Below are 23,990 nucleotides of genomic sequence, written 5' to 3'. Positions count from 1 at the left end.
GGGTCAGCAATTTAGAAGCGCCCGGCAGCACTGCCGGGCGCTTTTTTTTATGCAAACCTAGGTTGCTCAGCATCGATTGGCCTTAGCTTATTTAGAAATAATCTTAAAAATTAACACCCCCTATTTTGAAGGAATCTAAATAGACCGTTCTTTTGCATTGTTTTTAAGCAGTCTAAATAACCTATGCCGTCTTCTACGCCCCTTCTGCCCTTCCTTCTTCTGTTAGGTTTGCCGCTGGCCACTCAGGCCCAGCACGAGTTGGCCATGATTACTCCGCCTTCGCGCGTAATCGACCACTCGGAAGTACCGGACAAGAACAAGGGCATCCTTGCGGGGAAGGTGACGACGAACGACGGCCAGCCTGCCGAGCAGGTCGGCATCCTGATCAAAGGCACTTCGCTGGGCACTAACACGGGCGCCGACGGACGGTTCCGACTGGCTTTACCGGCTGGCAATCAAGTGGTAGTAGTAAGCTACCTAGGCGTAGCACCGCAGGAGTTCAACGTGACGATAGTGGCCGGCGAAACCCTGACGCTGCCCACCATGCAGCTCGCCCAGAGCGCCCAGCAGCTTTCTGAAGTAACCGTAACCGAAACGCGCACCATCAACCAGCGCCCCACCAGCGTGGGCAAGATGCCGGTGCGCCCCTTCGACCTGCCCCAGAGTGTGGTGACGGTGAATCAGGAAACGCTTGAGCAGCAGCAAGTACTGCGTCTGAGCGACGCCATCGTGAACGTAAGCGGCATCTACGTGACCAGCACCACGGGCGGCACGCAGGAAGAGCTAGGCAGCCGTGGCTTTGCTTACGGCAGCACCAACACCTTTAAGAATGGCGTGCGCTTCAACAACGGCGTGATGCCGGAAGCTAGCTCCTTGGAAAGCATGGAAGTGCTGAAAGGCAGCGCGGCTATCCTGTACGGCAACGTAGGTCCTGGCGGCGTACTGAACCTTGTGACCAAGAAACCTAGGTTTGAGCGCGGCGGCTCGGTAAGCTTCCGCACGGGCAGCTTCGGGTTGGTGAAGCCGATAGTTGATGTGTACGGCGCTGTAGGCCAGAGCGAAAAAGTAGCCTACCGCCTCAATGGCACCTACGAGCGCGCCGATAGCTACCGTGATGGGGTGCAGTCGAACCGGATGTACGTGAATCCTTCCCTGCTGTTCAAGCTCACGCCGAAGACTAATCTCGTGCTGGAAGGCGACTACCTGCGCGACAGCCGCACGCCCGACTTTGGCATTGGGGCCATCGACTACAACATCATAGAGTCGCGTAGCCGCTTCCTGAACGTGCCGGGCGCCAAGAACGCTACAACCCAAACCAGCGCCACGGCAACGCTTACCAGCCGCCTGAACGACACCTGGCAGATTCGGAGCGTAGCCGGCTTCCAGCGCTATGATAACGAGCAGCGCAGTGGCTCGCGGCCTGTTGGTATCAACAACGGCACCATGCCAGAAATCAGACGAGGTACTACCGTGGTTTCGCCGGCTCACTCCAAAGCCAGCCTTTATGGTGATATGCAGCGTAGCCTCAACCGCTCTAAAACGGCGGAGAACTACTACCTGGCCGAGCTAGACCTGACCGGAAACTTCCGCACCGGGTTCCTGGGGCATACCTTGTTGGTTGGCGCCGATGCCGATCAATACAATACTAACTCCCTGTCGTACACGGCACAGGCGTACGACTCGATCAATATTCTGGACCGCAGCAAAGAGCTAGGGGCTCCGGCCAACCGCGCCAGTGGCTTTGATAAGCTAGCTTACAACCAGCGCACGTTGGGCAACACGCGCCGCGCCGGGTTCTACGCCCAGGATTTGCTGAGCTTCAGCGATAAAGTGAAAGCACTGGTTGGCTTGCGTTGGAGCTACCAAGAGACGCCCAGCGACGTGTATACCTACGCGAAAGCAACCGACGGCACGCAGACCATCACGGTAAAGCAAAACCGCCGCTACGATGATGCTTTCTCGCCGCGCCTAGGGCTGGTGTACCAGCCGGTGAAGAACACCTCCCTGTTCGCTTCGTACTCCAACTCCTTCTCGCCCCAGTCGAACACCTCAACCGACAATCAGGGCAATGCTCTGCCGCCTTCCCTGATCGATCAGTACGAAGTAGGTATCAAGAATGACCTGTTCCACGGCTTGCTATCGGCCAACGTAACAGCTTATAAAATCGTCAACAGCAACCAGGTTCAGACGATTTTGGTGGGTGCGCCCAACTACAACCCCAACCTGCCAAGTGCACAGGAACTGGCTGGCCAGGTCACCAGTAAGGGCGTGGAAGTTGACGTGCAAAGCAAGCCTTACCTGGGCTGGACCTTCATTGCGGGCTATAGCTACAACAACACGGCTTACACGAAGAGCAACATTTACGAGAACGGCAGCCGCCTGCGCTACAACCCGGCTCATACCGCTAACCTGAGCTTGTTCTACAACTTCAGCAACTCGTTCGACGACAACACCTTCCTGCGTGGTCTGACGGCTGGCGTGACGGGCTACTACGTAGGCGACAAAGTAGCGGGCCGCAATCCGCGCACATTCGTTAATGGTCAGCCTATCAATGCCTCAGCGGATACCTACAAGCTTATCTCCATTCCTAACTACATGCTGTTCGATGCGTCGCTGGGCTACAGCTACGAGCGTTTCTCGGTGCGCCTCAAGCTAGCTAACATCCTCGACGAGCTGAGCTATAACCTCCACGACGACAACAGCGTGAACCCCATCGCGCCGCGCAACTTCTCGGCTACTTTGTCTTATAAACTGTAGACAATTAGCGAAACCTCTATTACCTTCTGACAACCCACCGGGCACATTGCTGCTCGGTGGGTTGTCAGCGAAAACCTAGGTCACGTTACTCAGACACTCAGTCACTCTTCCCCATGAAGGTATTTTTCCGCACTATTCACCTCTATCTCAGCCTGGTTTCGGGGCTGGTTATTGCCGTTGTGTGTTTTACGGGCGGCGTGCTTGTGTTTGAGAAAGAGCTGGAGCAGGCCCTGCACCGTGAGCGGTACTTCGTAGCGCCGGGCAGCCAGCGCCTGCCGTTGCAGCAGCTCGTGCAGGCAGTGCAGACCAACGACCCCAAGGCCAAGGTAGCCGGCGTGAAAGTGTACACCGACCCCGCCCGCAGCGTAGAAGTCAGCCTAGCGGGCGGCGGTCCTGGTGGCCCCGGTAAGGGGGCCGAAGGTGGCCGCGAAGGCCGGGCAGCCGGTGGCGAAGGACATGGGCAAGCCAGTGGTGCAGGTGAGCACCAGCGGGCCGAAGGTCGCGGCACGGGCGGCAAAGAGGGCAAAGGCGGCAGTGGTGGCGAGCGGGGCGGCCCTACGGTGTTCGTGAACCCTTATACCGGCGCGGTGCTGGGTCAATACGTCTACCGCGACACGTTCTTTTTCAAGATGTTCAGCCTGCACCGGGGCATTCTGGGCAGCGCGGTCGGCAAGATGATTGTGGGCGTGAGCACGCTGTTTTTCCTCGTCATCCTGGCTACCGGCATCGTGCTGTGGTGGCCCGCCACGCGCAAAGCCATGCAGCAGCGCCTGACGGTGAAGTGGGGTGCCGGCTGGAAGCGTCTCAACCACGACTTCCACATCGTGCTTGGTTTTTATAGTGCGCTGTTCCTGTTCGTGTTTGCCTTCACGGGACTGGCGTGGTCGTTTGAGTGGTTCAACAAGGGCATTTATTGGGTCACAAACTCCCCCATGCAGCGCCCCGAGCCTCCCACCGCTGCCCCGGCGCCCGGCGCTACGCTCGGCTTCGACCAAGTGTATAGCCTGATTAAGCAGCGCGTACCGGACGCGGTTTCGTACGCTATTCAACTGCCCAAAGAGCCTACGGCCACCATCCGGGTAGCCACGCTGAGCCCGGATGCCGTTCACGAAAATGCTTCCGACGAGCTTTACCTCGACCAGCACTCCGGCGAGATAGTTAAGCAGCAAGCCTACGCCGACCGCAACCTAGGTATGCGCGTGCGCAGCACCTTCAAGCCCGTACACACCGGCGCCATTTTCGGGCTGCCTTCCAAGATTATTGCGGTAATCGTGTGTTTGCTGGGCACAACCTTCCCCATCACCGGCTTGTTTCTGTGGTTGAATCGCCTCAAGAAAGGCAAGAAAAAACAACAGAAGAAGCTGGCTGTGGCGCTGCCGCAATAACCTAGGTCAAGGGCTAACCCTCTTCTACCAAGTACTTTTACAATGGCCAAACGAAATCACGAATACCGCCTCACGCTGGAGCACCTGGCGGATGCCAACGCCGAACACACCCCGCACGAGCCGTTCACCTATACCTTCACCAACCACGATAACCTGTTTGACATTCTGGAAAAGGTGCAGCAAAACTCCGGCCTCGATGCCCAGAATGCGGCCTCTCTTGCCATAGGTGTCAAGCTGTTGAGCAACGCCCAGCTCGCCTACCGCGACAATCCGCTGTTCGCTGACTTCCACGGTCCTTTCCGCGACCTGATTATGAAGCTGAAAGACTTGAACAAGCAGTAAATTTCTATCCGCTTTGCTGACCCGCAAACGCGCCGCACGAGAGCTACAACCCTTGTGCGGCGCGTTTGCTTTTCAACCGCACCGCGCCTGCCGTCGTAGGATGGCTCATGCCTACTGCCGACTCCACTACATCCGCCACCCCGACTGTGGCCGCTCCTAAAAGCCGTTTTACCACCTTGCTGGCCCGCGTCGGGCTCGATCCGTTTCTGCTGGCGCTGGCCGGCGTGGTCGGGCTGGCTTACCTGGCACCTGGCATCGGCAGCTACGCCAGCCCCGTGCCCTGGCACCGCCTGACTACCATTGGCGTCGGGCTGATTTTCTTTTTCTACGGGCTGCGGCTCAGTCTGGAAAAGCTACAGGCAGGGATGCGCAACTGGCGCCTGCATGTGGTCGTGCAGCTCACCACGTTTCTGTTGTTTCCGCTGCTGGCGTTGGCCGTACGGCCGTTCTTCAATAACGAAGATAACCCGCTGCTTTGGAGCAGCATTTTCTTCCTGACCACGCTGCCTTCCACCGTTTCCACCTCGGTGGTGATGGTGTCGATTGCGGGGGGCAACATTCCGGCGGCTATCTTCAACGCCAGCATTTCCAGCCTGTTAGGCATCGTGGCCACGCCGCTCTGGACGAGCCTGGTGCTGCACACCAACACCGAAGGCGCGAACCTAGGTGGCCTGATCATGGATCTGGTGGTGCAGGTAATTTTGCCAGTAGTGGCGGGCGTGCTGCTCAACTCCCGCCTGGGCGAATTTGCTGGCCGGCACAGCAAGGCCCTGCGCCTCTCCGACCAGTTCGTGATTCTGCTCATCGTCTACACGGCCTTTTGCGAGTCCTTTGCCCGCCACGTATTTGAAGGATACAGCGCGGCCGGAATCCTTGCGTTGAGCGCGGGCATGGCCGGGTTGTTCTTCCTGGTTTACGGCCTCGTAACGCTGCTCAGCCGCCTGCTCGGCTTTAGCGCCGAAGACCGCATCACGGCTGTTTTCTGCGGCTCGAAAAAGTCGCTGGTGCATGGCACTGTCATGGCCAACCTGCTCTTTCCTGGCGCGGCAACTACCGGCGTTTTGCTGCTGCCGCTCATGCTCTATCACGCCATCCAGATCCTGATTGCCAGCATTATTGCCCGCGCACAGGGTCGGCGCAACCCGGAAGCGGCTACTGTAACTACAGGAACCTAGGTCGTAGCACGATGTAGCGCGAAGCTCCCGCTTCGCGCATCGTTGAACGATGACGTTAGTAAAACCTAGGTACCAGTCGTTCAACGACACGCGAAGCGCAGGCTTCGCGCTACAACCTACCTTTGCCCCAAACACTTGCTACTATGATTACTGACCAAGCTAGGTTTGAGGAGGCTATCCGACGATTCGACGCCGCCAACAGCGAAGATCCTAATGTAGAAAAAGCTGACGGACAGTCATTTCCAAAGGAGCTGCTGTACGGGCAGCGCATGAGCGCCTGTCTGAGCCGCGTGGCACCCGAGGCGTCGGAAGCACTGCAACTGGCGGCGCGCTGTCAGCACATTCAGCGCTGGAGCATTCCGCGCAATGCCTTTCCGATGGACACGGCCGGTTATCACAAATGGCGCAACAGCCTCAAGAAGCTGCACGCCGAGCTGGCCGGCCAGATTTTGGAGGCTGTGGGCTACGCACCCGACCTCATCCAGCGCGTGCAGCAGCTCCTGCAAAAGCAGCAGCTCAAAACCGACCCCGAAATGCAGCTGCTGGAAGACGTTATCTGCCTAGTTTTTTTGGAATACTACTTTCTCGATTTCGCCAAGCAATATCCGGAGGAGAAAGTAATAGATATTGTACAAAAGACCTGGCGCAAGATGACGCCACACGGCCATCATCTAGCCTTGCAATTGAACTTACCACCGTTTGCGCGAACGTTGGTTGCCAAGGCGTTAAGCTAGGTTTGAGAATAATAACGACTAATTAATAAGCAACCCACACTTTCAGGTGCTGAGCTGGTCTCTGCAACTTGCTCCTGCAATTTGGACTATTGTTTACAAGTTGAACATAATAAAGAACTCAGGTTCTCACATTTGTGTTTAACTTCGCCCGAAATTTGACTTATTCTTATAAGATGAAGAAAGGTATATTATTGACCGCTGCTCTTTTGTGCTTGGCGCTGTCCAGCCGGGCGCAGGGCCAAAACAAGGAGCTGTTCGCGGCTATCATGAAAAATAACGCTGCGGCGGCGGCTCCGTTGCTGGCGGCGGGTGCTAATCCTAATGCGGCTATCGAAATTGTCCCTGGCGTTCCGACTACCTACCTGATTACCGCCGCCGGTGGCGGCAATATTGAGGTGGTAAAGCTCCTGCTCAAGCATAAAGCGCAGGTAAACCAGCCCGATGCCTTCAAAGCTACGGCGCTGATGGCAGCGGCTGGCAAAGGCCACAAGGCCATTGTGGAACTGCTGCTCGCCAGCGGCGCCGACGCAAAGGCCAAGGATGACGACGGCAAAGATGCCCTAACCTTGGCAAAAGAAGCAGGTAAGCAAGACGTCGTAGCTCTGCTCCAGCAGAAGATGTAGCAAACGGTAATGTTGCCGCGTAAAAAGAGCGTCAGGCTATGCTAGCCTGACGCTCTTTTGTTTTTTAGCGTTCCAATGACCTAGGTTAGCGCAGCTTTTCGGTGAAGAAAGCCAGCGTCAAGGCCCAGGCTTCCTGAGCAGCGGCGGGGTTGTAGCTGGGGCGCTCGTCGCAATGGAAGCCGTGGTCGGCGTAGGAAATGACGGTGTTGATGTAAGGTTTGCCGGCCGCATCCAGGGCCTGTGTTATCTCTGCTACCTGCGTCTGCGGAATGTGCTTATCCTGCCCGCCCCAGAAGAAAAGATGCGGGGCGTGCAGCTCCGAGGCCCGATCTTTCAGCAGGTACGTGCCCCCGCCGTAATACGAAACTGCCGCGGCCAGTGGCAGCACCGCATTTGCCAGAAATGACACACGCCCACCCAGGCAGAAGCCAATGCTGCCAATTTTGTCGGTAATCACGCCGGCATGGTTCAGCAGCCACGCGTGAGCAGCTTGCAAATCAGCAGTTAAACCCTCAGGCTTGATGGCTTGGTAGTGCGGCGCGGCGCTGGCGAAGTCGGAGTACGAAATTTCGGTGCCGGGCGCGGCGGTGCGGTGAAACAGCTCGGGAGCAACTACCACGTAGCCATCCTCAGCCAGCCGGTCGGCGATGCTACGAATGTGGTGATTGACGCCAAAGGCTTCCTGAAGCAGAATAATACCTGGAAACGGACCGCCAATGCGCGGAACAGCCGTATAGGCTTGCATTTCGGTCCCATCGCTAACTTGTAGCGACACAGCATTAGGATAGCTCATAGTTGAGTTAGGTACTGAGGGGTTGGTTGTTATGTGCGGTTTTTTGTCACAAGTCACTATAAGGGAACTGAGCTAGCCCCTTCGGTTCGCGCTTGTCAGCTGTAAACCTAAACTCCTGCTCTCTGTTTTGAGTTGCGGATAACTTAACCACCAAGCGCGGCAGCGAAGAACCTGACCCTAGGTCCTGACTTTGCCCGCTTGTTTTCCGAAAGTGCAATAACCTCAATGCCTTGTACCCGTTAGGAAAAATACTTAGCCTCGTACGACAATGAAACAGAGCGAGATCATTCCACGGCAGAATCGGGTCATCTATGTGTTGATGGCGGTGATGGCAATTCTAGCGCTCTTCTGGGCCACCTGGGAGCATACGGCTCACACCGAAACACCGGAACAGCGGCAAGCTTCTAAAGTCGACACTGTTGGCAAAGGCGAGTCCGTAATCATGGTACAAAACCGCAAAAAGTGACCGGCCTAAAACAGCTCCGCCGCTCTTTCTGAGGGAACGGCGGAGTGTAACCTAGCTTTTGTGTTTGCTACGCGTTTAGCTGAAAATAGTGTTCAGTACGGCAGCCAGGCGGATGCCAGCCTGCGTGATGCGCTCCTCCACGGTGGGCAAGTGTGCGGGGTTGTAGCGAAAGTCGAAATCGGTGCTTTTGCCGGCTTCTGCGTAAAGTTGCTGGCTGATCTGGTACGACTCGAACAGCCACTGCACCGGATCGGCGGCTTGCCACTGCTGAATCTGGTTAGCGCTGATGTGGTCGTAGGCCTGGGCCATCTCGCTATAAGTAAAGCCTTGGTATTCAACCAAGCCCGAATCCCAGAGGCTGTGCAGGTTGCTGTCCTTGCCCTGGTATTTGACGGGTATCTTGTTGCCGCCCTGGTCTTCGGCCCGGCTTATGTGCATGGGCTGGTGCACATCGCCCACGATGTGAATGACGAACTTAAGCGCCACCACTCGCTCGTCTTTCGACTTGGTGTGGTCTTTCACGATCTGGATATTCTGCTGCAAGGCTAGGTAGGCATTCGGGATAGTCATGGCCTTGAGCTGGGTGGCAAACTGCTCGTAACCTAGGCCGTCCGGCAGATTAACGAAATGCCACGGGCCTGTCTCTTTGTACTCCGGCGAGTAGCGGGCTTCGTCGGCCCAGGTGCTTACCAGTGGCACGGTTTCGGTGCCCAGCAGCGCGGCAATCTGCCGTTTGGTCTTCTTCTTCAGGTGGTTCTCGGCAATCTTGGCCACGGTGCGGTGACCCATTACGCCCCAGGCCCGCAGGCTAAAAGGCAGCAGCGCCAACAGAAACAGCGCGCAGTATTTTCTGAGCATGTGAGGGATTTAGTAAAGAGCAACAAAAATTCGGGTAAAGCTAGGGCTATAACCTAGGAGCTAAAAGCGAGAAGGTTAAAAAGCGCACCTCCCTTGTTGTCATCCTGCCGAAGGAAGGACCTTATCACGCGTGAACGTCAGACATACCAACGACTTGCTTATGCAGGATGAGGTCCTTCCTTCGGCAGGATGACAACGACTTTTCTAGCGTTAGCTTACCTACCTAGCTTTTTAGCTCTTTATACGTAGTTACTCATGGCCGTTGGGCTGTAATAGCTTGGCAATGAGGCCCGTCCAACCGGTTTGATGAATGGCGCCCAGGCCGTAGCCAGTTTCGCCGTGGAAATACTCGTGAAACCAGAGGTAGTCACGGAAATGCGGGTCGTGTTGCAGAAGCGGGTTGTCGCCCATGGCCGGGCGTACGCCTTCTTCATTGCGCAAGAACAGCCGCGTGAGTCGCTCCGACAGCGCATTTGCCACTTCTTTCAGCGAATACATTTCACCGGAGCCCGTGGGGTATTCCACCTGGAAAGAGTCGTCGTAGTAGAAGTAAAAACGCTGTAATGACTCGATTAGCAAGTAGTTAATCGGAAACCAGATGGGGCCGCGCCAGTTGCTATTTCCCCCAAACAAGCTCGACTCCGACTCGCCCGGCACATACTTCACCGTGAAGTCGGCTTCCAGGGTACGGTACACATAGGGGTTGTTCAGGTGGCTGCGCGACAACGCCCGAATGCCGTAATCAGACAAGAATTCGGTTTCGTCGAGCATGCGCTGAAGCAGCTTTTTCATGCGGTGGCCGCGCAGCAGCGAGAGCAGGTGCCGCTCGCCTTTGCCTGGGTCTTGCCACCTCGATACCAGCTCGGCTAAGTGCGGGCGGTTTTCGAGAAACCACTTCAGTCGGCGGTTAAAGTCGGGCATGGATTCCAGCAATTCCTCATCCAGCACTTCCACCGCAAACAGCGGAATCAGCCCGACGATGGAGCGCACCTTCAGCTTTACCCGCTGATCGTCAGGCGTGTGCAGCACGTCGTAGAAGAACTCATCTTCCTCATCCCAAAGGTTGAAAGCTTCGTCGCCGACCTTGGTCATGGCCTCGGCGATGTAGAGGAAGTGCTCGAAGAACTTGCTGGCAATATCCTGGTACACGGGGCTGGTTTTGGCTAGCTCCAGGGCCATGCGCATCAGATTCAGCGCGTACATGGCCATCCAAGAAGTGCCGTCGGCCTGCTCGATGTAGCCGCCCGTGGGCAGCGGTGCCGAGCGGTCGAACACCCCGATATTATCCAAACCTAGGAAGCCGCCTTCGAAGATGTTGTGGTCGTGGCGGTCTTTGCGGTTCACCCACCACGTAAAGTTGAGGGTAAGCCGGTGGAATACCGATTCCAGAAAAGCCGTATCGCCCTGGCCGCCGTTGAGCTTCTGGTCCATCTGATACACGCGCCAGGTGGCCCATGCGTGGACAGGCGGGTTCACGTCGCCGAGGGCCCACTCGTAGGCCGGCAATTGGCCGTTGGGGTGCATGTACCAGTCGCGGGTGAGCAGGCGCAGCTGGCTTTTGGCAAACTGCGAGTCGATCATCGCCAGTGAGATGCAGTGGAAAGCTAGGTCCCAGGCTGCGTACCAGGGGTACTCCCACTTGTCAGGCATCGAGATGATGTCGGCGTTGTAGAGGTGGCGCCAGTTGCTGTTGCGGCCTTTCAGGCGCTGCGGCGGCGGGTTCAGCACGGCCGGGTCGCCGTCGAGCCACTGCGACACGTCGTAGTAGTAGAACTGCTTGCTCCACATCATGCCCGCAAACGCCTGCCGCTGAATGTTGCGCGCGTCGGCATCTTCTATCTCCTGCTGAATGCACCCATAGAACTCGTCGGCCTCCTGCAAGCGCTGGTCAAACAGCGCATCAAAATCCGCGAAGGGCTGAAAATGAGCTTCCTTACTTAGCCGCAGGCACACCGTCTGGGAGCCGCCTGCCGCCACTGTTAGCGGGTAATGTGCGGCGGCTTTTGTGCCTTGCTGCTCGGGGTTGAGGGCTTCCGTATTACCTTCTATGAGGTAATCATTGATGCCATCTTTGAAATAATGGCTGTCCGGGTCGAGGCCGTAGAGCTTGGGGCCGTTGGTGTCATTGTCGCAAAAAAGCAGGTCGGGCGCCTGGTCGCAGTAGAGATGGTAGCGACCTAGCTCCCGCTCGTCAATCTGCACCATGCCGGGCATGGGCGCGCTGAGCTGCGGGCGGTAGCTGTCGTAGCCCCAGGCCCAGGTGTTGCGAAACCAGAGCTGCGGCAGCACATGCACGGCCGCTTCTTCCGGGCCACGGTTGTGCGTCGTTATCTTGATCAGAATATCCTCGGGGCCAGCTTTGGCGTACTCAATGAACACGTCAAAGTAGCGGCCATCGTCGAAGATACCCGTATCCATCAGCTCAAACTCCGGCTCCTGGCGGGTGCGCCGCAGGTTCTCATCGCGCACCTGCACGTAGGGAAACTCCCGCTGCGGATACTTGTAGAGCATCTTCATGTAGGAGTGCGTGGGCGTGCTGTCGAGGTAGTAGTAGCACTCCTTCACGTCTTCGCCGTGGTTGCCCTGGTTGTTGGTCAGGCCAAACAGGCGCTCTTTCAGAATTCGATCCTGCCCGTTCCAGAGCGCCACCGAAAAGCACAGCAGCTGCCGATGGTCGCAGATGCCGCCGATGCCTTCTTCGCCCCAGCGGTAGGCATAGCTGCGCGCTGCTTCGTGGGTCACGTAGTTCCAGGCGTCGCCGTTGGCGCTATAGTCTTCGCGCACGGTACCCCATTGGCGCTCGGTGAGATAAGGCCCAAAGCGCTGCCAGTTTATTTCTTTGGTCTTGGTTTCAGCTAAGCGTAGTTGTTCTTGTGTCATGCAACGTAGGTGGGGACGCGCAGTCCGGAAACTAGCCTGAGCAGCTAGCATCCGGACTCGTGAGCTGGTAAAGCACGGAAGCCAGGCTAGGTTGCTGCCTGTATTTCGTCGGTTCGATTTTGCGAGCTATTCAGGCTGAAAGCAAGCTCAGCAGTAGTTTCCAGGCCGTTTTTGGTTTGCCAATACGGCTATGTGAAGGTAGGGTTAATTATTTCTACCGAGCGTTTGCGGCTTCCGGCACGTAGCGGCAACCTCCTTTAAAAGCTACTACCTCATCCTAAGATTTTTATAAAAACAAGAGCGTCAAGTAGCAAACTCCGCCTCGGAACAAACGAACTGAGCCCCAGCGGGACGACACCGGTCGCCGAAACGATGGTGTCGTCCCGCTGGGGCTCGGTATTGTTATTCCGAGAGAAGCGAGGAATCTGAGTAATGAACCTAGGTGGCTAAACCCAGCTTCCTCGCTTTTCTCGGAATGACAGCTAGGCTTACTTCCCGTACACGCTGGTCAGGAACGGCTTCAGATCGGTTGGTTTATGGCCGAGCAGCTTCTCCAAATTGGAGCTAGGTACATTGAACTCGTTCTGCTTCATGGCTTCGGTCATGCCCACCATCATCGACACGACCGGCTCGGGCACTTGGTGCTGGCGCATACCGGCGGCCATGTCGTCGCTCGAAATCGGCACGTACTCAATGGTTTTGCCTGTTACTTCGCTCAGCGCAGTTGCCACATCCTGAATGGAATATGCAGTACCGAGGCTGATGTCGTAGGTCTGGTTTTCGTGCCCGGCTGAAGTCAGCACATTCGCTAGCGCCGCGGCAATATCGGTGCGGAGCGCGTAGCTCACCTTGCCGTCGCCGGCGGCCGAGTAGATTTTGCCGCTTTCCACCGCATCCTGCCCCACGATCATCGGCACAAAATCGAGGTAGAGCGCATTGCGGAACAGCGTGTACGTCAGGCTCGAAGCCAGCAGATATTCTTCCGTATCGACGTGGCTGGGCGAGGCGGGGAAGTGCGACGTGCGCGAAGGCTTCACCACGCTGGTGTAGATGATGTGCTTTGCGCCGGCCTGCTTGGCGGCGTCAATCACGTTTTTGTGCTGCTGCGTGCGAGCCGCCAGGTCGTCGCCCGAGATGAGCAATACGGTATCAACACCTTGGAAAGCGGCCGTTAGTGAAGCTAGGTCGTTGTAGTCGCCTTGGCGCACCTGCACACCTTGCCGACTGAAGTCGGCGGCTTTCTGCGGGTCGCGCACGAGCGCAACGATCTGATCGGGAGCAACTTTGGGCAGCAGGGCCTCGATGGTAGCGCGGCCAAGGTGGCCGGTGGCACCGGTAATAGCTAGCATGTGCTTGGATGGTTAAGTTTCAATGGTTACTTTTAGTAACTCAAAGGTATTTGCCGCCCGTGCCCGGCACAAGAAGGCATGTTTCTCTTCCTAAGGCACATGTACGTAACTAACGCTGATAATCAAGTAGATAAAATTGCGGCCGCCGCGCAGAAAATCCTCGCCATCCCGGAAAGCGGCCCCGGCCTCTGCCCCGTGCGCGACATTCTGGACCGCGTCGGCGACAAGTGGTCGTTGTTTTCTATCCTGCACCTAGGTAGCGACGGCAGCCTGCGGTTCAATGAGTTGCGTAAGCGCATCGACGGCATTTCCCAACGAATGCTGACCGTGACGCTGCGCGCGCTGGAAGCAGACGGCCTCGTGACGCGCACCGTGTACGCCGAGGTGCCGCCCCGCGTGGAGTATCGCCTGACGGAGCTAGGTCATGGTTTGCTGGGAGCTGTTATTGAGTTTGGCAACTGGGCCAGCCAGCACGCGCCCGCCATTGCGCAAGCCCGCAAGACGTTTGCAGCCAGGGAGAAGGTGGAAGTGGAAAATTAAGTTATTGTCTTTAAGATCATTACGAACTTAATAGAACGCATGTGTCATGCATAAAATAGCCCAGAGCGGAAGCCCTGGGCTATTTTATTTTCCAAGCTGGGAAGCAACCTTACGGCGTGACGGTAGCTGGATCGGGCTGTTGCCGCCGCTTTTGCTCCTGTATGTAAAAACCTAGCTCCTGCTGGTAAGGAATCACACTCCACGAAGGCTGTAACTTCTTGATATTGTTGATGAGCGCTTGCGCCAACGAAGGATCGGGGCACACGTTCTTTTCCTCGGGTCGGATATAGGCCGTTTGCGCAGCCGCCAGGAAGCCTTCCAGCGTTTTGATGTCTTCGGCTGCTCGGCCGCGAATTTCATTTTCGGGCGTGCGCTTCTGCGGGATGGACTTGTTGCCGGCCCGAAAGTGCGTCACCGTGGCATCTGGTTTAGCCGACCTAGCTTTTGAGTTGTGCATACGCGAGGCTATCGTAATACCATTTCCGGCAAAACGAGTAATTGCGACAACAGATGCCTGAGCAGATGCGCACACAGGCAACAAGCCTGCTGCTAAGAAGAATATAACTTTTTTCACAAGTTATTTTTAAAGTAAAAGGGTGAAATAATCTACGCTACAATATTACGATAATCCTATTAATACTTTATCCTTCTTGCCTACTTCGCCGCCTGTATCTCGTTCATGGCTTGCTCTACCACTTGCTGCGCGGCGGCATTGCCTGCTTTGTCCGATTTCAAGGATTCCAGCAGCGGCAGCAGCTGCTTATCTATGCCGTATGGCTTGTATTTCACGGCCATGTCTTTGATGCGACGCACGCCTTGGGCAAACGCCTCCGGGTCCTGCACCCGACCTAGCAAGGCACTGAAACCTGGCAGCATGTTGAAGCGGTCGTTTGGGCTGCCGGCATCAAACCGAGCCAGTACAAAGGGCCACTTGCTGACTTCGCCACTCTGCCCATAAACCCCCACAATTGCTTGAATAAGTGCGCCTTTGCTATCAGCTTCGAGGGCGTTGGCTTGGGCCAGCGCTTCCTTCCGGTCAATAGCAGCCAGACCTTCCAGCCCTGCGCCCTGCACCGCGTACGATTGGCTCCGCAAGGCTTGCGCGAACACCTTTTCGTAGCGCTTGCTCCTGTACTCAGCCAGCGCTTTTAGCGCTTCCGCCTGCACTTTCACCGACGAATCCGCCAAAGCTAGCTTTTGCAACGTGGGCGCAGCGGCTTTACGGGTGGCGCTGTTCTTCACATCCAGGTTTTCGATGGCGGCGACGCGAATGTTGAAAAACTTGTCGCTGAGGCCAGCCACTATGGTTTGGCGAGCTAGCTTGTCGGTTTGCTTTTCCTTGCTCGCCTTCAAGGCTTCGAGTCGGTCGAGGTAGCGCGGGGCGTGGGCGTACTGGTAGGCGTACTCGGCCAGGGTCTTGTTGTCGGTTTTCTGCCAAACCAGCACTTTCTCGGCGTCGACGTTCACCAGATCGGGCTTGGCGGCGGCAGGAAGCTGGAGCGTTGTTACGGCCTCGCGCAGCCACACGGCGTGGCGCTCGGGTTTGCCGTTCACGTACACATCTACCTTTAAAGGCAAGGTAAACGGTTGACCTGCTTGGGTTTGCTTGATGGTTACTTCTTCCATTTTACGCGCGGCATCCCAGCGGTAGTCAATGGTGACAATGGGGTGGCCGGCGCGGTAGTACCACTGGTTGAAAAACCAGTTCAGGTCTTGGCCTGAAGCTTCTTCCAGCGCCAGGCGCAGCTGCTGGGCTTCGCCGTTGCCAAAGGCATTCTGCCGCAGGTACAAGTTTAGGCCTTTGAAGAACACCTCGTTACCTAGGTACACCCGCAGCATGTTCAGAATGTTGCCGCCTTTCTGATAAGTCACGGCGTCGAACATGTCCTCCTTGTCGGCGTATTGAAACCGCACGAGCGGCTTGGTGAAGTTGGCGGGGTTGCGGAAGTACGTCGACAGGCTGCGGTAGCCTTGCGCTTCGGCGGCGTCGGTGCCGTAAGCGTGTTCGGCCCAGATGGTTTCGCAGAAGTTGGCGAACGACTCATTTACGGTCAGGTTACTCCAGCTTTCGCAGCTCACGTAGTCGCCAAACCAATGGTGGAACAGCTCGTGGGCAATTTCGCGCTCCACGCCGGCGTACTCCCAATCGAGCAGCTCGCGGGCGGTGCCCTGGGCCTGCTCGCCGAACAGCGAGGCCGTGGTGTTTTCCATGGCGCCGCTCACGTAGTCACGCACCACAATCTGCGAGTACTTATTCCAGGGGAACTCCACCCCTAGCTTCTTGGAGAAGAACTCCAGCATCTGCGGTGTTTTGCCGAACACTTGCTTGGCCTGGGCGGCGTACTGCGGCTCCAGGTAGTAGCTCACTTCCTTGCCGCGCCACTGGTCTTTCGTGATGCGGAAGTCACCAACGGCCATCATCACCAGATACGGCGCATGCGGCTGATCCATCTTCCAGGTATCGGTGCGCAGCCCCGCGCCGGCGGGCGTTTGCGACACGAGTTTGCCGTTGCTCAGCGTGACGTACTTGCTGGGCACGGTCATGCTGATTTCGGAAGTCGTTTTCTGGTTGGGCTTGTCGATGGTCGGAAACCACGCCGAGTTCGACTCCGACTCACCCTGCGTCCAGATCTGCACCGGCTTACCGGCCACGGTGCTGTCGGGATTGATGAAGTACAAGCCTCTGGCGTCGCTAATGGCGGCGCTGCCTTGTACCTTCAACTCATCAGGTTTGGCGGTATATTCCAGGTAAATCGTGTAGCTCTCCCCTACCTTCACCGCTCGACCTAGGTTGATGAGCAGCTGCTGTTGGTTGTAGTCGTACTTGAGCGGCAACTGCTTGTCATTCTGCACCAAGGCTACGGTTTTGATGTCCATACCTTTGGCATCCAGCCGCAACGAATCGGTAGCGTAGCCGTGCGGCCTGAGCGTCACCCACTCTTTGCCGTAGAGGTAGCGCTTGGCGTAGTCGAAGCGCACCTCGAGCTTGGTGTGTACCAGGGCGTTGACTTTGGTAGGTGTGGCGCGGTAGCTGCTGGCAGCCGCAGAGCTAGGTTGCTGAGCTAAAGCGGAAGCCCCGATCGTGGCAGCAACAACGAGCAGACAGAGTTTCTTCATGGAATATGGCGAGCCAATTGGCACGGCAAGGTAACATAGCAAGCTAGATATCACCGTTCTGGCTGCGTTACCGCTGTAGGAACGCGCCACGGCGCATTCGTCGCTCGTGCCAATCGAGACGTCTGAGTGACCTAGGTTAGCGGTGCCGCGTCGTTCAACGATTGAACGCGCCGTGGCGCGTTCCTACTTCTTCTTGAAAATGCTTTTCGGGATAATCATGTGGGCGCCGCGGGTGCCGTCGACTACCTGCGTAGCATCTAGGTCGGCGGCGACGCTGGCCAGCATGTAGGCGTCGTCGTGGGAGAGGCCTTTTTCCTTCATCAGAAAATCCACCATTTCGCGCACTGCTATCTTGGCCGCTTTCGTCAGGTCCTCGTCGATGCCCATTGAGATGTAGGCGGTGGGCGTTTCGGCGCGGGGCCAGGTCAGGTGCATGTCTTTGCGCACGATGAACTCCAGCGTGCCGCGCAGTGAGGTTTCCAAAGCGGTGATATCCACTTCGCCGTTGCCTTGGCCGGCGTGTCCGTCGCCTACTTCAAACAAGGCGCCCGGCACGTGCACCGGAATGTAGAGCGTGGTGCCGGCTACCAGCTCTTTGTTATCGAGGTTGCCGGCGTGAATGCCGGGAGGCGCGCTGTTGACACGGCCCGACGCCGGCGGTGGCGCCACGCCCATGCTGCCGAAAAATGGCCGCAACGGAATGTCGATACCCGGTGAGAAATGGGCCACGTTCTTCTTCTTATCCAGCGGAATGATCTTCATTTTGGCGTAGCCAAAGTCTTCGGGAATGAAGCCGCTGGTGGGGCCGAACGCGTTGTAAGCATAGGGAATAGCTAGGTCGATTTTTCTAATGCGCACCTCCAGCACGTCGCCCGGCTCCGCGCCTTCGATGTAGATCGGGCCGGTGAGGATGTGGCCGCCGGGGCCTTTGTTGGTTACATCTTTGTAAATGTCGCGCAACGACTGCTCGACGTCTTCGGGCTTCACGCCGGCTCCTTCCAGGCGCGTGGGGCTGTTGGTAATAAGCGTTTCCACGTCGACGGCATCGCCGGATTTGATGCGCAGTACGGGCTTGGCGGCCGCATCGTAGTAGCCCCAGGCAACGGTGCTAGGCGTCACTTTTAGCTGGTGCGTGGTTGGTTTGCTTGGCTGGGCGTGCGCGCCGGTGGTCAGGAGCGCGAAGGTGCTTAAAACCAGGAATGTCGTTTTCGGCAGGTAGCGGTTTTTCATGCGGGAGGTTGATGAGCTTGCGTTATCAAGCTACAGACAGGAGGATCGGTCGTAGCGTTGCTTGTAGGAACGCGCCACGGCGCGTTCAATCGTTGAACGAAACAGCACCGCTAACCTAGGTCGCTCAGGCGGCTCGGTTGGCGCGGGTGCCGAACGCGCCGTGGCGCGGCGCGTTCCTACAGTAGTCCAGCACAGTACAGTAGACCCGTTCAAGCCTAGCCGTTTAATATTGACGCACAACCTAGCTTTTCCACTCACGCGGTTGTGCTACACCTTACCACATAATGAGCCTTTCTAAAAACTACTCGCCTTGCAGGCTTTGGCTGTTGCTGAGCTTTTTTTGCTTTGCCCCCAGCCTCTCCGCCCAAACGCTAAAAACCCCGCCCACCACCGTCTACAATATCAAAGCCTACGGAGCCGTGGGCGACGGAAAAACCATTGATACGCCAGCCATCAACCGCGCCATCGAAGCTGCGTCCGCGGCTGGCGGTGGGCAGGTATACTTCCCGGCCGGCACCTATCCTTCGTTCTCCATTCGGCTTAAAAGCAACATTTGCATCTACTTAGAGCAAGGCGCTACCCTCCTGGCCGCCGACCCCAATCTAGGTCAGGGCCTCTACGACCTGGCCGAGCCCAACGCTTCGGACCAATACCAGGATTTCGGCCACAGCCACTGGCACAACAGCCTGATCTGGGGCGAGAACCTGGAAAACGTGTCCATCTTAGGTCCGGGCATGATCGACGGCACCAAGGGCCTGACGCGCGAGAAGCCCAACAAGCCCGGCATTGGCAACAAAACCATTGCTTTAAAGCTGTGTCGCAACGTGTTGCTGCGCGATTTTACGGTGCTCTATGGCGGCCACTTCGTGCTGCTCGCCACCGGAGTCGACAACATGACCATCGACAACCTACGCATCGACACCAACCGCGACGGCCTTGATATTGACTGCTGCCGCAACGTGCGCGTGTCGAACTGCACCGTGAACTCGCCCTTCGACGATGCCATTTGCCTCAAAAGCTCTTACGGCCTAGGCTATGCCCGCGCCACCGAAAACGTGACCATCACGAACTGCCAGGTGAGCGGCTACGACCGCGGCACACTGCTGAAAGGCACTTACGAGCGCAAAGAGGCCGACCTCGTGCCCGACCACGACGGTGTGACCGGCCGCATCAAGTTCGGCACTGAGTCGAACGGCGGCTTCAAGAACGTGACCATCTCCAACTGCGTGTTCGAGTTCTGCCGCGGCCTGGCCTTGGAAACCGTGGATGGCGGCATTCTCGAAGATGTCAGCGTGACGAACCTCACCATGCGCGACCTTTCCAGCTCGCCCATTTTCCTGCGCCTAGGTGCCCGAATGCGCGGCCCGGCTGGTACGCCGGTCGGTGCGTTGCGCCGCATCAACATCAGCAACGTCGTGGTGTACAACGCCGACCCTCGGTACGCGTCCATCATCAGCGGCATCCCCGGCCACCCGATTGAGGACGTGAGTTTGAGCAATATCAAGATCTACTACGCAGGCGGCGGCACGGCGGCGCAAGCCAAGCTCAAGGTGCCCGAAGCGGAGAAAGACTATCCAGACCCGGTTATGTTCGGCGAGTTGCCGGCTTACGGCTTCTTCATTCGCCACGCCAAAAACGTGACCGTGCGCAACGTCGACCTCACCCCCATCACGCCCGACCAGCGTCCCGCCATCATGCTGAACGATGTGCAACAGATTGATTTCGAATCCATCAAGACAAAGAAGGCCGCGGGTGTACCTAGCTATGTGCTTGATCAGGTGGAAGATTTCAGCGTGCTGCGGTCTACGTCGGTGAAGGATAAGAAGGTGAAGAAAGCTACGCACACGGAGCTGTAATCAGCAATATTTCAGAACGTCATGCTGAGCTTGCCGAAGCATCTCTACCGCTTCATTGCTGACATTAGAAGTTAGCAATATGGTAGAGATGCTTCGGCAAGCTCAGCATGACGTACTCTTTTCTTTAAATCAGGAAAAACTTCCTCTCAATCTGCTTTCATGAAACGCTTTATACTTTCCGCTGCTACCCTCCTAGCTTCTGCCAGCCAACCAACTTTCGCGCAGCGGCAGATGGAGAACCTAGGTCGAGGCGTAATAGCCGTTCAGAAAGGGCGCGATTCAACGTTTGTCAGTTGGCGGTTGCTTGGTACTGATCCAGAGGATGTTGCTTTCAACTTGTACCGCAAGACGGGCAGCCAAGCGCCGGTTAAGCTGAATAACACGCCGCTCACGAAGAGCACTGGTTTTTTCGACACGAAGGCCAGCGCCAGCGAACCTAGGTCGTACTTCGTGAAGCCTGTTTTGAAAGGCACCGAGCAAGCTGCCAGCGCCGCTTTTACCTTAGCGGCCAATACGCCGGCGCGGCCTTACCTCTCCGTACCGCTTCAGGTGCCGCCACCCGGCGAGGAGCTAGGTAGCGCCTACACCTACAGCGCCAACGACGCCAGCGTGGGCGACCTGGATGGCGACGGCGAGTACGAAATCATTCTAAAATGGGACCCATCAAATGGCAAAAACCCACCGCAGCCCGGCGTTACTGGCCCGACGTTTCTGGATGCGTACACCTTGGCAGGCAAGCGGTTATGGCGTATTAACCTAGGTAAGAACATCCGTTCGGGCGCGGCTTACACGCAGTTCATGGTGTATGACCTCGATGGCGACGGCCGGGCTGAGCTGGTTTGCAAAACGGCTGATGGCACTGCCGACGGCGTTGGCAAACCTATCGGCGACGCCAACAAAGATTGGCGTACCCTAGCTTCTGCTACTGACCCGAAGTACGGCAAAATCGTGGACGGCCCGGAGTACCTCACCGTGTTCGATGGCTTGACTGGTGCGGCCCTGGCTTCTCAGCCCTACACGCCCACCCGCTACCCGCTCGATGGCTGGGGCGGTATCGGGGGTAATGGCGGCAACGACGTCAACGGTGGCCGCCCCGACCGCTTCACCGCCTGCGTGGCCTACCTCGATGGCGTGCATCCGAGCGTGGTGTTTGTGCGCGGCTGGTACGGGCGCACGGTGTTGTCGGCCTGGGATTGGCGCCAGGGCAAGTTCACCCAGCGCTGGATCTTCGACTCGAAAGATGGCAGCAATCCGTACTCCGGCATGGCCAACCACAACCTCACCGTCGCCGACGTAGACCAGGACGGGCGCGACGAAATCTGCGTGGGTGCCATGACGGTGGACGACAACGGCCAGGGCCTCTACACCACCGGCCTGCGCCACGGCGACGCCATTCACCTCACCGATATGGACCCGACGCATCCTGGTCTGGAGGTATTCGGCATTCACGAAAGCGAGGAGAAAACGCTCGCCCTAAACACGCCCGGCGTGGCCATGTTCGACGCTAAAACCGGCAAGATTCTCTTCAGTCAAAGTCCCGGCGTGGACGTTGGGCGTGGTGTAGCGGCCGAAATTGACCCCACGCACCTAGGTTTTGAGAACTGGGGCGGCCCCGGCGGCCTGCGCGACGTGCACGGCAAAACCATCACCGAAAAGACGCCGTCTTCCACCAACTTCTTGGTGTGGTGGGACGGTGACCTCACCCGCGAGCTGCTCGACAAAAACCGCATCGACAAGTGGAATTGGACCAAAGCCGAGACCCGCAACCTGCTCACCGCCGAAGGCTGCGTCGCCAACAACGGCACGAAAGCCACGCCCACTCTTAGCGCCGACATCCTGGGTGACTGGCGCGAGGAAGTCATCTGGCGCACCCCCGACAGCCACGAGCTCCGCATCTACTCCACCACCATCCCCACCGAGCACCGCTTCTACACCCTCATGCACGACCCGCAATACCGGCTCAGCATTGCCTGGCAAAACACCAGCTACAACCAGCCACCCCACCCCGGCTTCTACCTAGGTGCTGGCATGAAAAAGCCCCCACAGCCGAAAATTGTACTGCCGGGGGCGAAGACGCTTCCATAAAGAATCAAGCTTTAACTTATCAGAACGTCATGCTGAGCTTGCCGAGGCATCTCTGCCGCTTCGCGCCCAAATGATATTGCTGATGCCAGGCCGCTGCATAGCCCAGGGTTTAAACCCTGGGCTATTGAGTGCCCGCACGATGACGTTCTATTGCTCCTGCTATTACCGTCGGCGCTATCCTGCCATAAACGTGCGCATGCTCAAACCACCATACGACACCTCCTCAAACACCTGCTTGATTGGCTCCTTCGCATCGGTAGCACCTAGGCTGTAGAGCATGGGCAGGTAGTGGTCGACGGTGGGCACAGATAGGGCGCCAGCCTGGCCGATTTGGTGGTAGTTCACGAGGCTGCGGAAATCGCGCTGGTTAATTTTGTTCTTCACCCACGAGTCGAACTCCACTGCCCAGTCGTGCGGCGTATTATCGTTCATCATCAGCTTGGGCACGCTCAGGCGCAGGTTGTGCACGATGTTGCCGCTACCAGTAATCAGCACGCCCCGCTCGCGCAGAAACTGCAGCTGCTGGGCTAGCTCGAAGTGATACGCCAGTGGCTTGGTGTAATCGAGGCTGAGCTGAAACACCGGAATGTCAGCGTTCGGGAACAAGTGGTGCAGGATGGTCCAGGAGCCGTGGTCGAGGCCCCATTCGTCGGAGCCGTGCACGTCGGGCACCCTATCGATAAGCTGCTGGGCTAGCTCCGGCGAACCCGGCGCCGGATACTGCATGTCGAACAACGCTTGGGGAAAGCCGCCGAAATCGTGGATGGTTTCGGGCATAGGGTTCAGCGTAGCAAACGAACCCTTCGTGAGCCAGTGCGCCGACACCACCAGAATAGCCGTCGGCGGATGATCGAGCCGCAGCTGCTGACCTAGGTTCTGCAAGGTTTGGGTGAAGGCGTTATCCTCCAGCGCATTCATTGGCGAGCCGTGCCCCACAAACAGCACCGGCATCTTGTCGCTCTTCCGGAAAGAAGTAACAGTGGAATATAAATCATTCAGTTTCATGGTCGAAGCAAAAGACAGGGCGACTAGCACCTTCAGGAAATAACTGCGTTGCATGCCAGCTATCCTTCTGATTACCCTACAAAATTACCGTTACCGGAACGCTGGCGCCTTGATGTAGGGTAAGAAATGAGCCATTGCCTACGACCTAGCCAACTCCTTCCGAATCCGGCTCAACGACTCCGGTGTGACACCTAGGTAGGCCGCAATCATGCGCTGCGGCAAGCGCTGCACAAGGGTCGGGTACATCTGCAAAAACTCCAGGTAACGCTCTTCGGCGGTGGCGCTGAGCGTCGAGATTAAGCGCCGCTGCATGGCGGCCATGCTATTCTGCAAGAGCGTGTGAAAGAACGCCTGGAAATCTGAGCCTAGGGTTTGCAGCAGCGGAAAGAAGTCGGGACCGAAAAGCAAAACTTCTGCGTCTTCCACGGCATCAATGGAAAACATAGCGGGCAAGCCGCGCAACATACTATGTTGGTCCGATATCCACCAATTCTCCGGCGCAAACTGGATAATGTGCTCCTTCCCTTTTTTATCAGCCACGACGTAGCTGCGCAAGCAGCCCTTCACCACGAAGGCCCCGTGCCGCTCAACTTCGCCTTGCCAAACTACCAGCTCATGCTTGCGCACGCTCTTCGGGGTTAGTACTTGCTTGATTGCTTCAAACTGCGCCTCCGACATGGCGAGCTTATTCTGAAAATAAGCCCGCAAGCGTTCATACATAGCGAGACTGTTGGTCGAGTGCGGCACCACGAGCTAGGTTTTATTTTTCTTCTGTTGAGGCTTTAAAGAAGTTAA

At 57.1% G+C, this 23,990-nt stretch carries 20 protein-coding genes; 10 read left to right on the top strand and 10 right to left on the bottom strand.

From position 1 onward, the window contains the following. The first annotated feature begins 183 nt into the window (after nucleotides 1-183). From IEX74_RS18265 to IEX74_RS18240, 6 genes are all read left to right on the top strand, one after another. Nucleotides 184-2,757 carry a TonB-dependent receptor gene (locus IEX74_RS18265; protein WP_188815472.1) on the top strand — a complete coding sequence of 858 codons (2,574 nt, stop codon included), beginning with the start codon at nucleotides 184-186 and terminating at the stop codon, nucleotides 2,755-2,757. A 113-nt stretch (nucleotides 2,758-2,870) separates the two neighbouring features. Continuing rightward, nucleotides 2,871-4,142, top strand: coding sequence for a PepSY-associated TM helix domain-containing protein (locus tag IEX74_RS18260; RefSeq protein WP_188815471.1), 1,272 nt, complete (start codon nucleotides 2,871-2,873; stop codon nucleotides 4,140-4,142). A gap of 42 nt (nucleotides 4,143-4,184) precedes the next feature. Continuing rightward, nucleotides 4,185-4,484 carry a DUF3861 domain-containing protein gene (locus IEX74_RS18255; RefSeq protein WP_188815470.1) on the top strand — a complete coding sequence of 100 codons (300 nt, stop codon included), beginning with the start codon at nucleotides 4,185-4,187 and terminating at the stop codon, nucleotides 4,482-4,484. 107 nt (nucleotides 4,485-4,591) lie between these two features. Next, the gene (locus IEX74_RS18250; protein ID WP_188815469.1) at nucleotides 4,592-5,659 is read left to right on the top strand and encodes a bile acid:sodium symporter family protein; all 1,068 of its coding nucleotides are present in this window, start codon (nucleotides 4,592-4,594) and stop codon (nucleotides 5,657-5,659) included. A 143-nt stretch (nucleotides 5,660-5,802) separates the two neighbouring features. Then, nucleotides 5,803-6,393 (top strand): DUF4202 domain-containing protein, encoded by a 591-nt coding sequence (locus IEX74_RS18245; RefSeq protein WP_188815468.1) that lies wholly within the window; start codon nucleotides 5,803-5,805, stop codon nucleotides 6,391-6,393. A gap of 173 nt (nucleotides 6,394-6,566) precedes the next feature. Beyond that, on the top strand, nucleotides 6,567-7,016 hold the full coding sequence (locus IEX74_RS18240; protein WP_188815467.1) for an ankyrin repeat domain-containing protein: 450 nt from the start codon (nucleotides 6,567-6,569) through the stop codon (nucleotides 7,014-7,016). Nucleotides 7,017-7,101: 85 nt separating this feature from the next. On the opposite strand, the gene IEX74_RS18235 is transcribed toward IEX74_RS18240, so the two are convergent. After that, nucleotides 7,102-7,809, bottom strand: coding sequence for a dienelactone hydrolase family protein (locus tag IEX74_RS18235; RefSeq protein ID WP_188815466.1), 708 nt, complete (start codon nucleotides 7,807-7,809; stop codon nucleotides 7,102-7,104). Between the two features lie 268 nt (nucleotides 7,810-8,077). On the opposite strand from IEX74_RS18235, the gene IEX74_RS18230 reads away from it, so the two are divergent. After that, nucleotides 8,078-8,275: a hypothetical protein gene (locus tag IEX74_RS18230; RefSeq protein ID WP_188815465.1), complete on the top strand. Its 198-nt coding sequence runs from the start codon at nucleotides 8,078-8,080 to the stop codon at nucleotides 8,273-8,275. Between the two features lie 75 nt (nucleotides 8,276-8,350). On the opposite strand, the gene IEX74_RS18225 is transcribed toward IEX74_RS18230, so the two are convergent. The 3 genes from IEX74_RS18225 to IEX74_RS18215 all read right to left on the bottom strand — a co-directional run bounded on the left by IEX74_RS18225 (nucleotide 8,351) and on the right by IEX74_RS18215 (nucleotide 13,362). Next, nucleotides 8,351-9,133, bottom strand: coding sequence for a S1/P1 nuclease (locus tag IEX74_RS18225; protein ID WP_188815464.1), 783 nt, complete (start codon nucleotides 9,131-9,133; stop codon nucleotides 8,351-8,353). Nucleotides 9,134-9,382: 249 nt separating this feature from the next. Beyond that, nucleotides 9,383-12,013 (bottom strand): MGH1-like glycoside hydrolase domain-containing protein, encoded by a 2,631-nt coding sequence (locus IEX74_RS18220; RefSeq protein ID WP_188815463.1) that lies wholly within the window; start codon nucleotides 12,011-12,013, stop codon nucleotides 9,383-9,385. A 488-nt stretch (nucleotides 12,014-12,501) separates the two neighbouring features. After that, nucleotides 12,502-13,362 (bottom strand): SDR family oxidoreductase, encoded by an 861-nt coding sequence (locus IEX74_RS18215; protein ID WP_188815462.1) that lies wholly within the window; start codon nucleotides 13,360-13,362, stop codon nucleotides 12,502-12,504. A gap of 99 nt (nucleotides 13,363-13,461) precedes the next feature. On the opposite strand from IEX74_RS18215, the gene IEX74_RS18210 reads away from it, so the two are divergent. Next, nucleotides 13,462-13,902 carry a winged helix-turn-helix transcriptional regulator gene (locus IEX74_RS18210; RefSeq protein ID WP_188815461.1) on the top strand — a complete coding sequence of 147 codons (441 nt, stop codon included), beginning with the start codon at nucleotides 13,462-13,464 and terminating at the stop codon, nucleotides 13,900-13,902. Between the two features lie 109 nt (nucleotides 13,903-14,011). Here the strand turns inward: IEX74_RS18210 and IEX74_RS18205 are convergent, their stop codons facing one another. The 4 genes from IEX74_RS18205 to IEX74_RS18190 all read right to left on the bottom strand — a co-directional run bounded on the left by IEX74_RS18205 (nucleotide 14,012) and on the right by IEX74_RS18190 (nucleotide 18,462). After that, the gene (locus IEX74_RS18205; RefSeq protein WP_188815460.1) at nucleotides 14,012-14,359 is read right to left on the bottom strand and encodes a hypothetical protein; all 348 of its coding nucleotides are present in this window, start codon (nucleotides 14,357-14,359) and stop codon (nucleotides 14,012-14,014) included. Between the two features lie 197 nt (nucleotides 14,360-14,556). Then, nucleotides 14,557-17,019, bottom strand: a complete 2,463-nt coding sequence (locus IEX74_RS18200) for a M1 family aminopeptidase (RefSeq protein ID WP_188815459.1) — start codon at nucleotides 17,017-17,019, stop codon at nucleotides 14,557-14,559. Nucleotides 17,020-17,202: 183 nt separating this feature from the next. After that, nucleotides 17,203-18,249, bottom strand: a complete 1,047-nt coding sequence (locus tag IEX74_RS18195; RefSeq protein WP_188815458.1) for an acetamidase/formamidase family protein — start codon at nucleotides 18,247-18,249, stop codon at nucleotides 17,203-17,205. Between the two features lie 30 nt (nucleotides 18,250-18,279). Continuing rightward, nucleotides 18,280-18,462, bottom strand: coding sequence for a hypothetical protein (locus IEX74_RS18190; RefSeq protein WP_188815457.1), 183 nt, complete (start codon nucleotides 18,460-18,462; stop codon nucleotides 18,280-18,282). A 71-nt stretch (nucleotides 18,463-18,533) separates the two neighbouring features. On the opposite strand from IEX74_RS18190, the gene IEX74_RS18185 reads away from it, so the two are divergent. Both IEX74_RS18185 and IEX74_RS18180 read left to right on the top strand, forming a co-directional pair. Further along, nucleotides 18,534-20,105 (top strand): rhamnogalacturonidase, encoded by a 1,572-nt coding sequence (locus tag IEX74_RS18185; RefSeq protein WP_188815456.1) that lies wholly within the window; start codon nucleotides 18,534-18,536, stop codon nucleotides 20,103-20,105. Nucleotides 20,106-20,264: 159 nt separating this feature from the next. After that, the gene (locus IEX74_RS18180) at nucleotides 20,265-22,190 is read left to right on the top strand and encodes a rhamnogalacturonan lyase (RefSeq protein ID WP_188815455.1); all 1,926 of its coding nucleotides are present in this window, start codon (nucleotides 20,265-20,267) and stop codon (nucleotides 22,188-22,190) included. 174 nt (nucleotides 22,191-22,364) lie between these two features. On the opposite strand, the gene ygiD is transcribed toward IEX74_RS18180, so the two are convergent. Together ygiD and IEX74_RS18170 are read right to left on the bottom strand one after the other, a co-directional pair. After that, nucleotides 22,365-23,195, bottom strand: a complete 831-nt coding sequence (ygiD, locus tag IEX74_RS18175) for a 4,5-DOPA-extradiol-dioxygenase (RefSeq protein WP_188815454.1) — start codon at nucleotides 23,193-23,195, stop codon at nucleotides 22,365-22,367. Nucleotides 23,196-23,333: 138 nt separating this feature from the next. Continuing rightward, complete coding sequence (locus IEX74_RS18170) at nucleotides 23,334-23,915, bottom strand: Crp/Fnr family transcriptional regulator (protein ID WP_188815453.1); 582 nt, start codon at nucleotides 23,913-23,915, stop codon at nucleotides 23,334-23,336. Nucleotides 23,916-23,990: the final 75 nt, after the last annotated feature.

The organism is Hymenobacter cavernae (assembly GCF_014641455.1).
Taxonomy (GTDB): Bacteria; Bacteroidota; Bacteroidia; order Cytophagales; family Hymenobacteraceae; genus Hymenobacter; species Hymenobacter cavernae.
The sequence above is the reverse complement of the archived record's forward strand: the minus strand, read 5'-3'. Positions and strand labels throughout refer to the sequence as shown.

Bases quoted from the DNA above. Each gene is read 5' to 3' on its own strand.
- IEX74_RS18220 (WP_188815463.1), bottom strand. From the start codon at position 12,013: ATGACACAAGAACAACTACGCTTAGCTGAAACCAAGACCAAAGAAATA.
- IEX74_RS18215 (WP_188815462.1), bottom strand. From the start codon at position 13,362: ATGCTAGCTATTACCGGTGCCACCGGCCACCTTGGCCGCGCTACCATC.
- IEX74_RS18265 (WP_188815472.1), top strand. From the start codon at position 184: ATGCCGTCTTCTACGCCCCTTCTGCCCTTCCTTCTTCTGTTAGGTTTG.
- IEX74_RS18250 (WP_188815469.1), top strand. From the start codon at position 4,592: ATGCCTACTGCCGACTCCACTACATCCGCCACCCCGACTGTGGCCGCT.
- IEX74_RS18180 (WP_188815455.1), top strand. From the start codon at position 20,265: ATGAAACGCTTTATACTTTCCGCTGCTACCCTCCTAGCTTCTGCCAGC.
- IEX74_RS18235 (WP_188815466.1), bottom strand. From the start codon at position 7,809: ATGAGCTATCCTAATGCTGTGTCGCTACAAGTTAGCGATGGGACCGAA.
- IEX74_RS18170 (WP_188815453.1), bottom strand. From the start codon at position 23,915: ATGTATGAACGCTTGCGGGCTTATTTTCAGAATAAGCTCGCCATGTCG.
- IEX74_RS18255 (WP_188815470.1), top strand. From the start codon at position 4,185: ATGGCCAAACGAAATCACGAATACCGCCTCACGCTGGAGCACCTGGCG.
- IEX74_RS18195 (WP_188815458.1), bottom strand. From the start codon at position 18,249: ATGAAAAACCGCTACCTGCCGAAAACGACATTCCTGGTTTTAAGCACC.
- IEX74_RS18260 (WP_188815471.1), top strand. From the start codon at position 2,871: ATGAAGGTATTTTTCCGCACTATTCACCTCTATCTCAGCCTGGTTTCG.
- IEX74_RS18245 (WP_188815468.1), top strand. From the start codon at position 5,803: ATGATTACTGACCAAGCTAGGTTTGAGGAGGCTATCCGACGATTCGAC.
- IEX74_RS18200 (WP_188815459.1), bottom strand. From the start codon at position 17,019: ATGAAGAAACTCTGTCTGCTCGTTGTTGCTGCCACGATCGGGGCTTCC.
- IEX74_RS18185 (WP_188815456.1), top strand. From the start codon at position 18,534: ATGAGCCTTTCTAAAAACTACTCGCCTTGCAGGCTTTGGCTGTTGCTG.
- IEX74_RS18240 (WP_188815467.1), top strand. From the start codon at position 6,567: ATGAAGAAAGGTATATTATTGACCGCTGCTCTTTTGTGCTTGGCGCTG.
- IEX74_RS18230 (WP_188815465.1), top strand. From the start codon at position 8,078: ATGAAACAGAGCGAGATCATTCCACGGCAGAATCGGGTCATCTATGTG.
- IEX74_RS18205 (WP_188815460.1), bottom strand. From the start codon at position 14,359: ATGCACAACTCAAAAGCTAGGTCGGCTAAACCAGATGCCACGGTGACG.
- ygiD (WP_188815454.1), bottom strand. From the start codon at position 23,195: ATGAAACTGAATGATTTATATTCCACTGTTACTTCTTTCCGGAAGAGC.
- IEX74_RS18210 (WP_188815461.1), top strand. From the start codon at position 13,462: ATGTACGTAACTAACGCTGATAATCAAGTAGATAAAATTGCGGCCGCC.
- IEX74_RS18225 (WP_188815464.1), bottom strand. From the start codon at position 9,133: ATGCTCAGAAAATACTGCGCGCTGTTTCTGTTGGCGCTGCTGCCTTTT.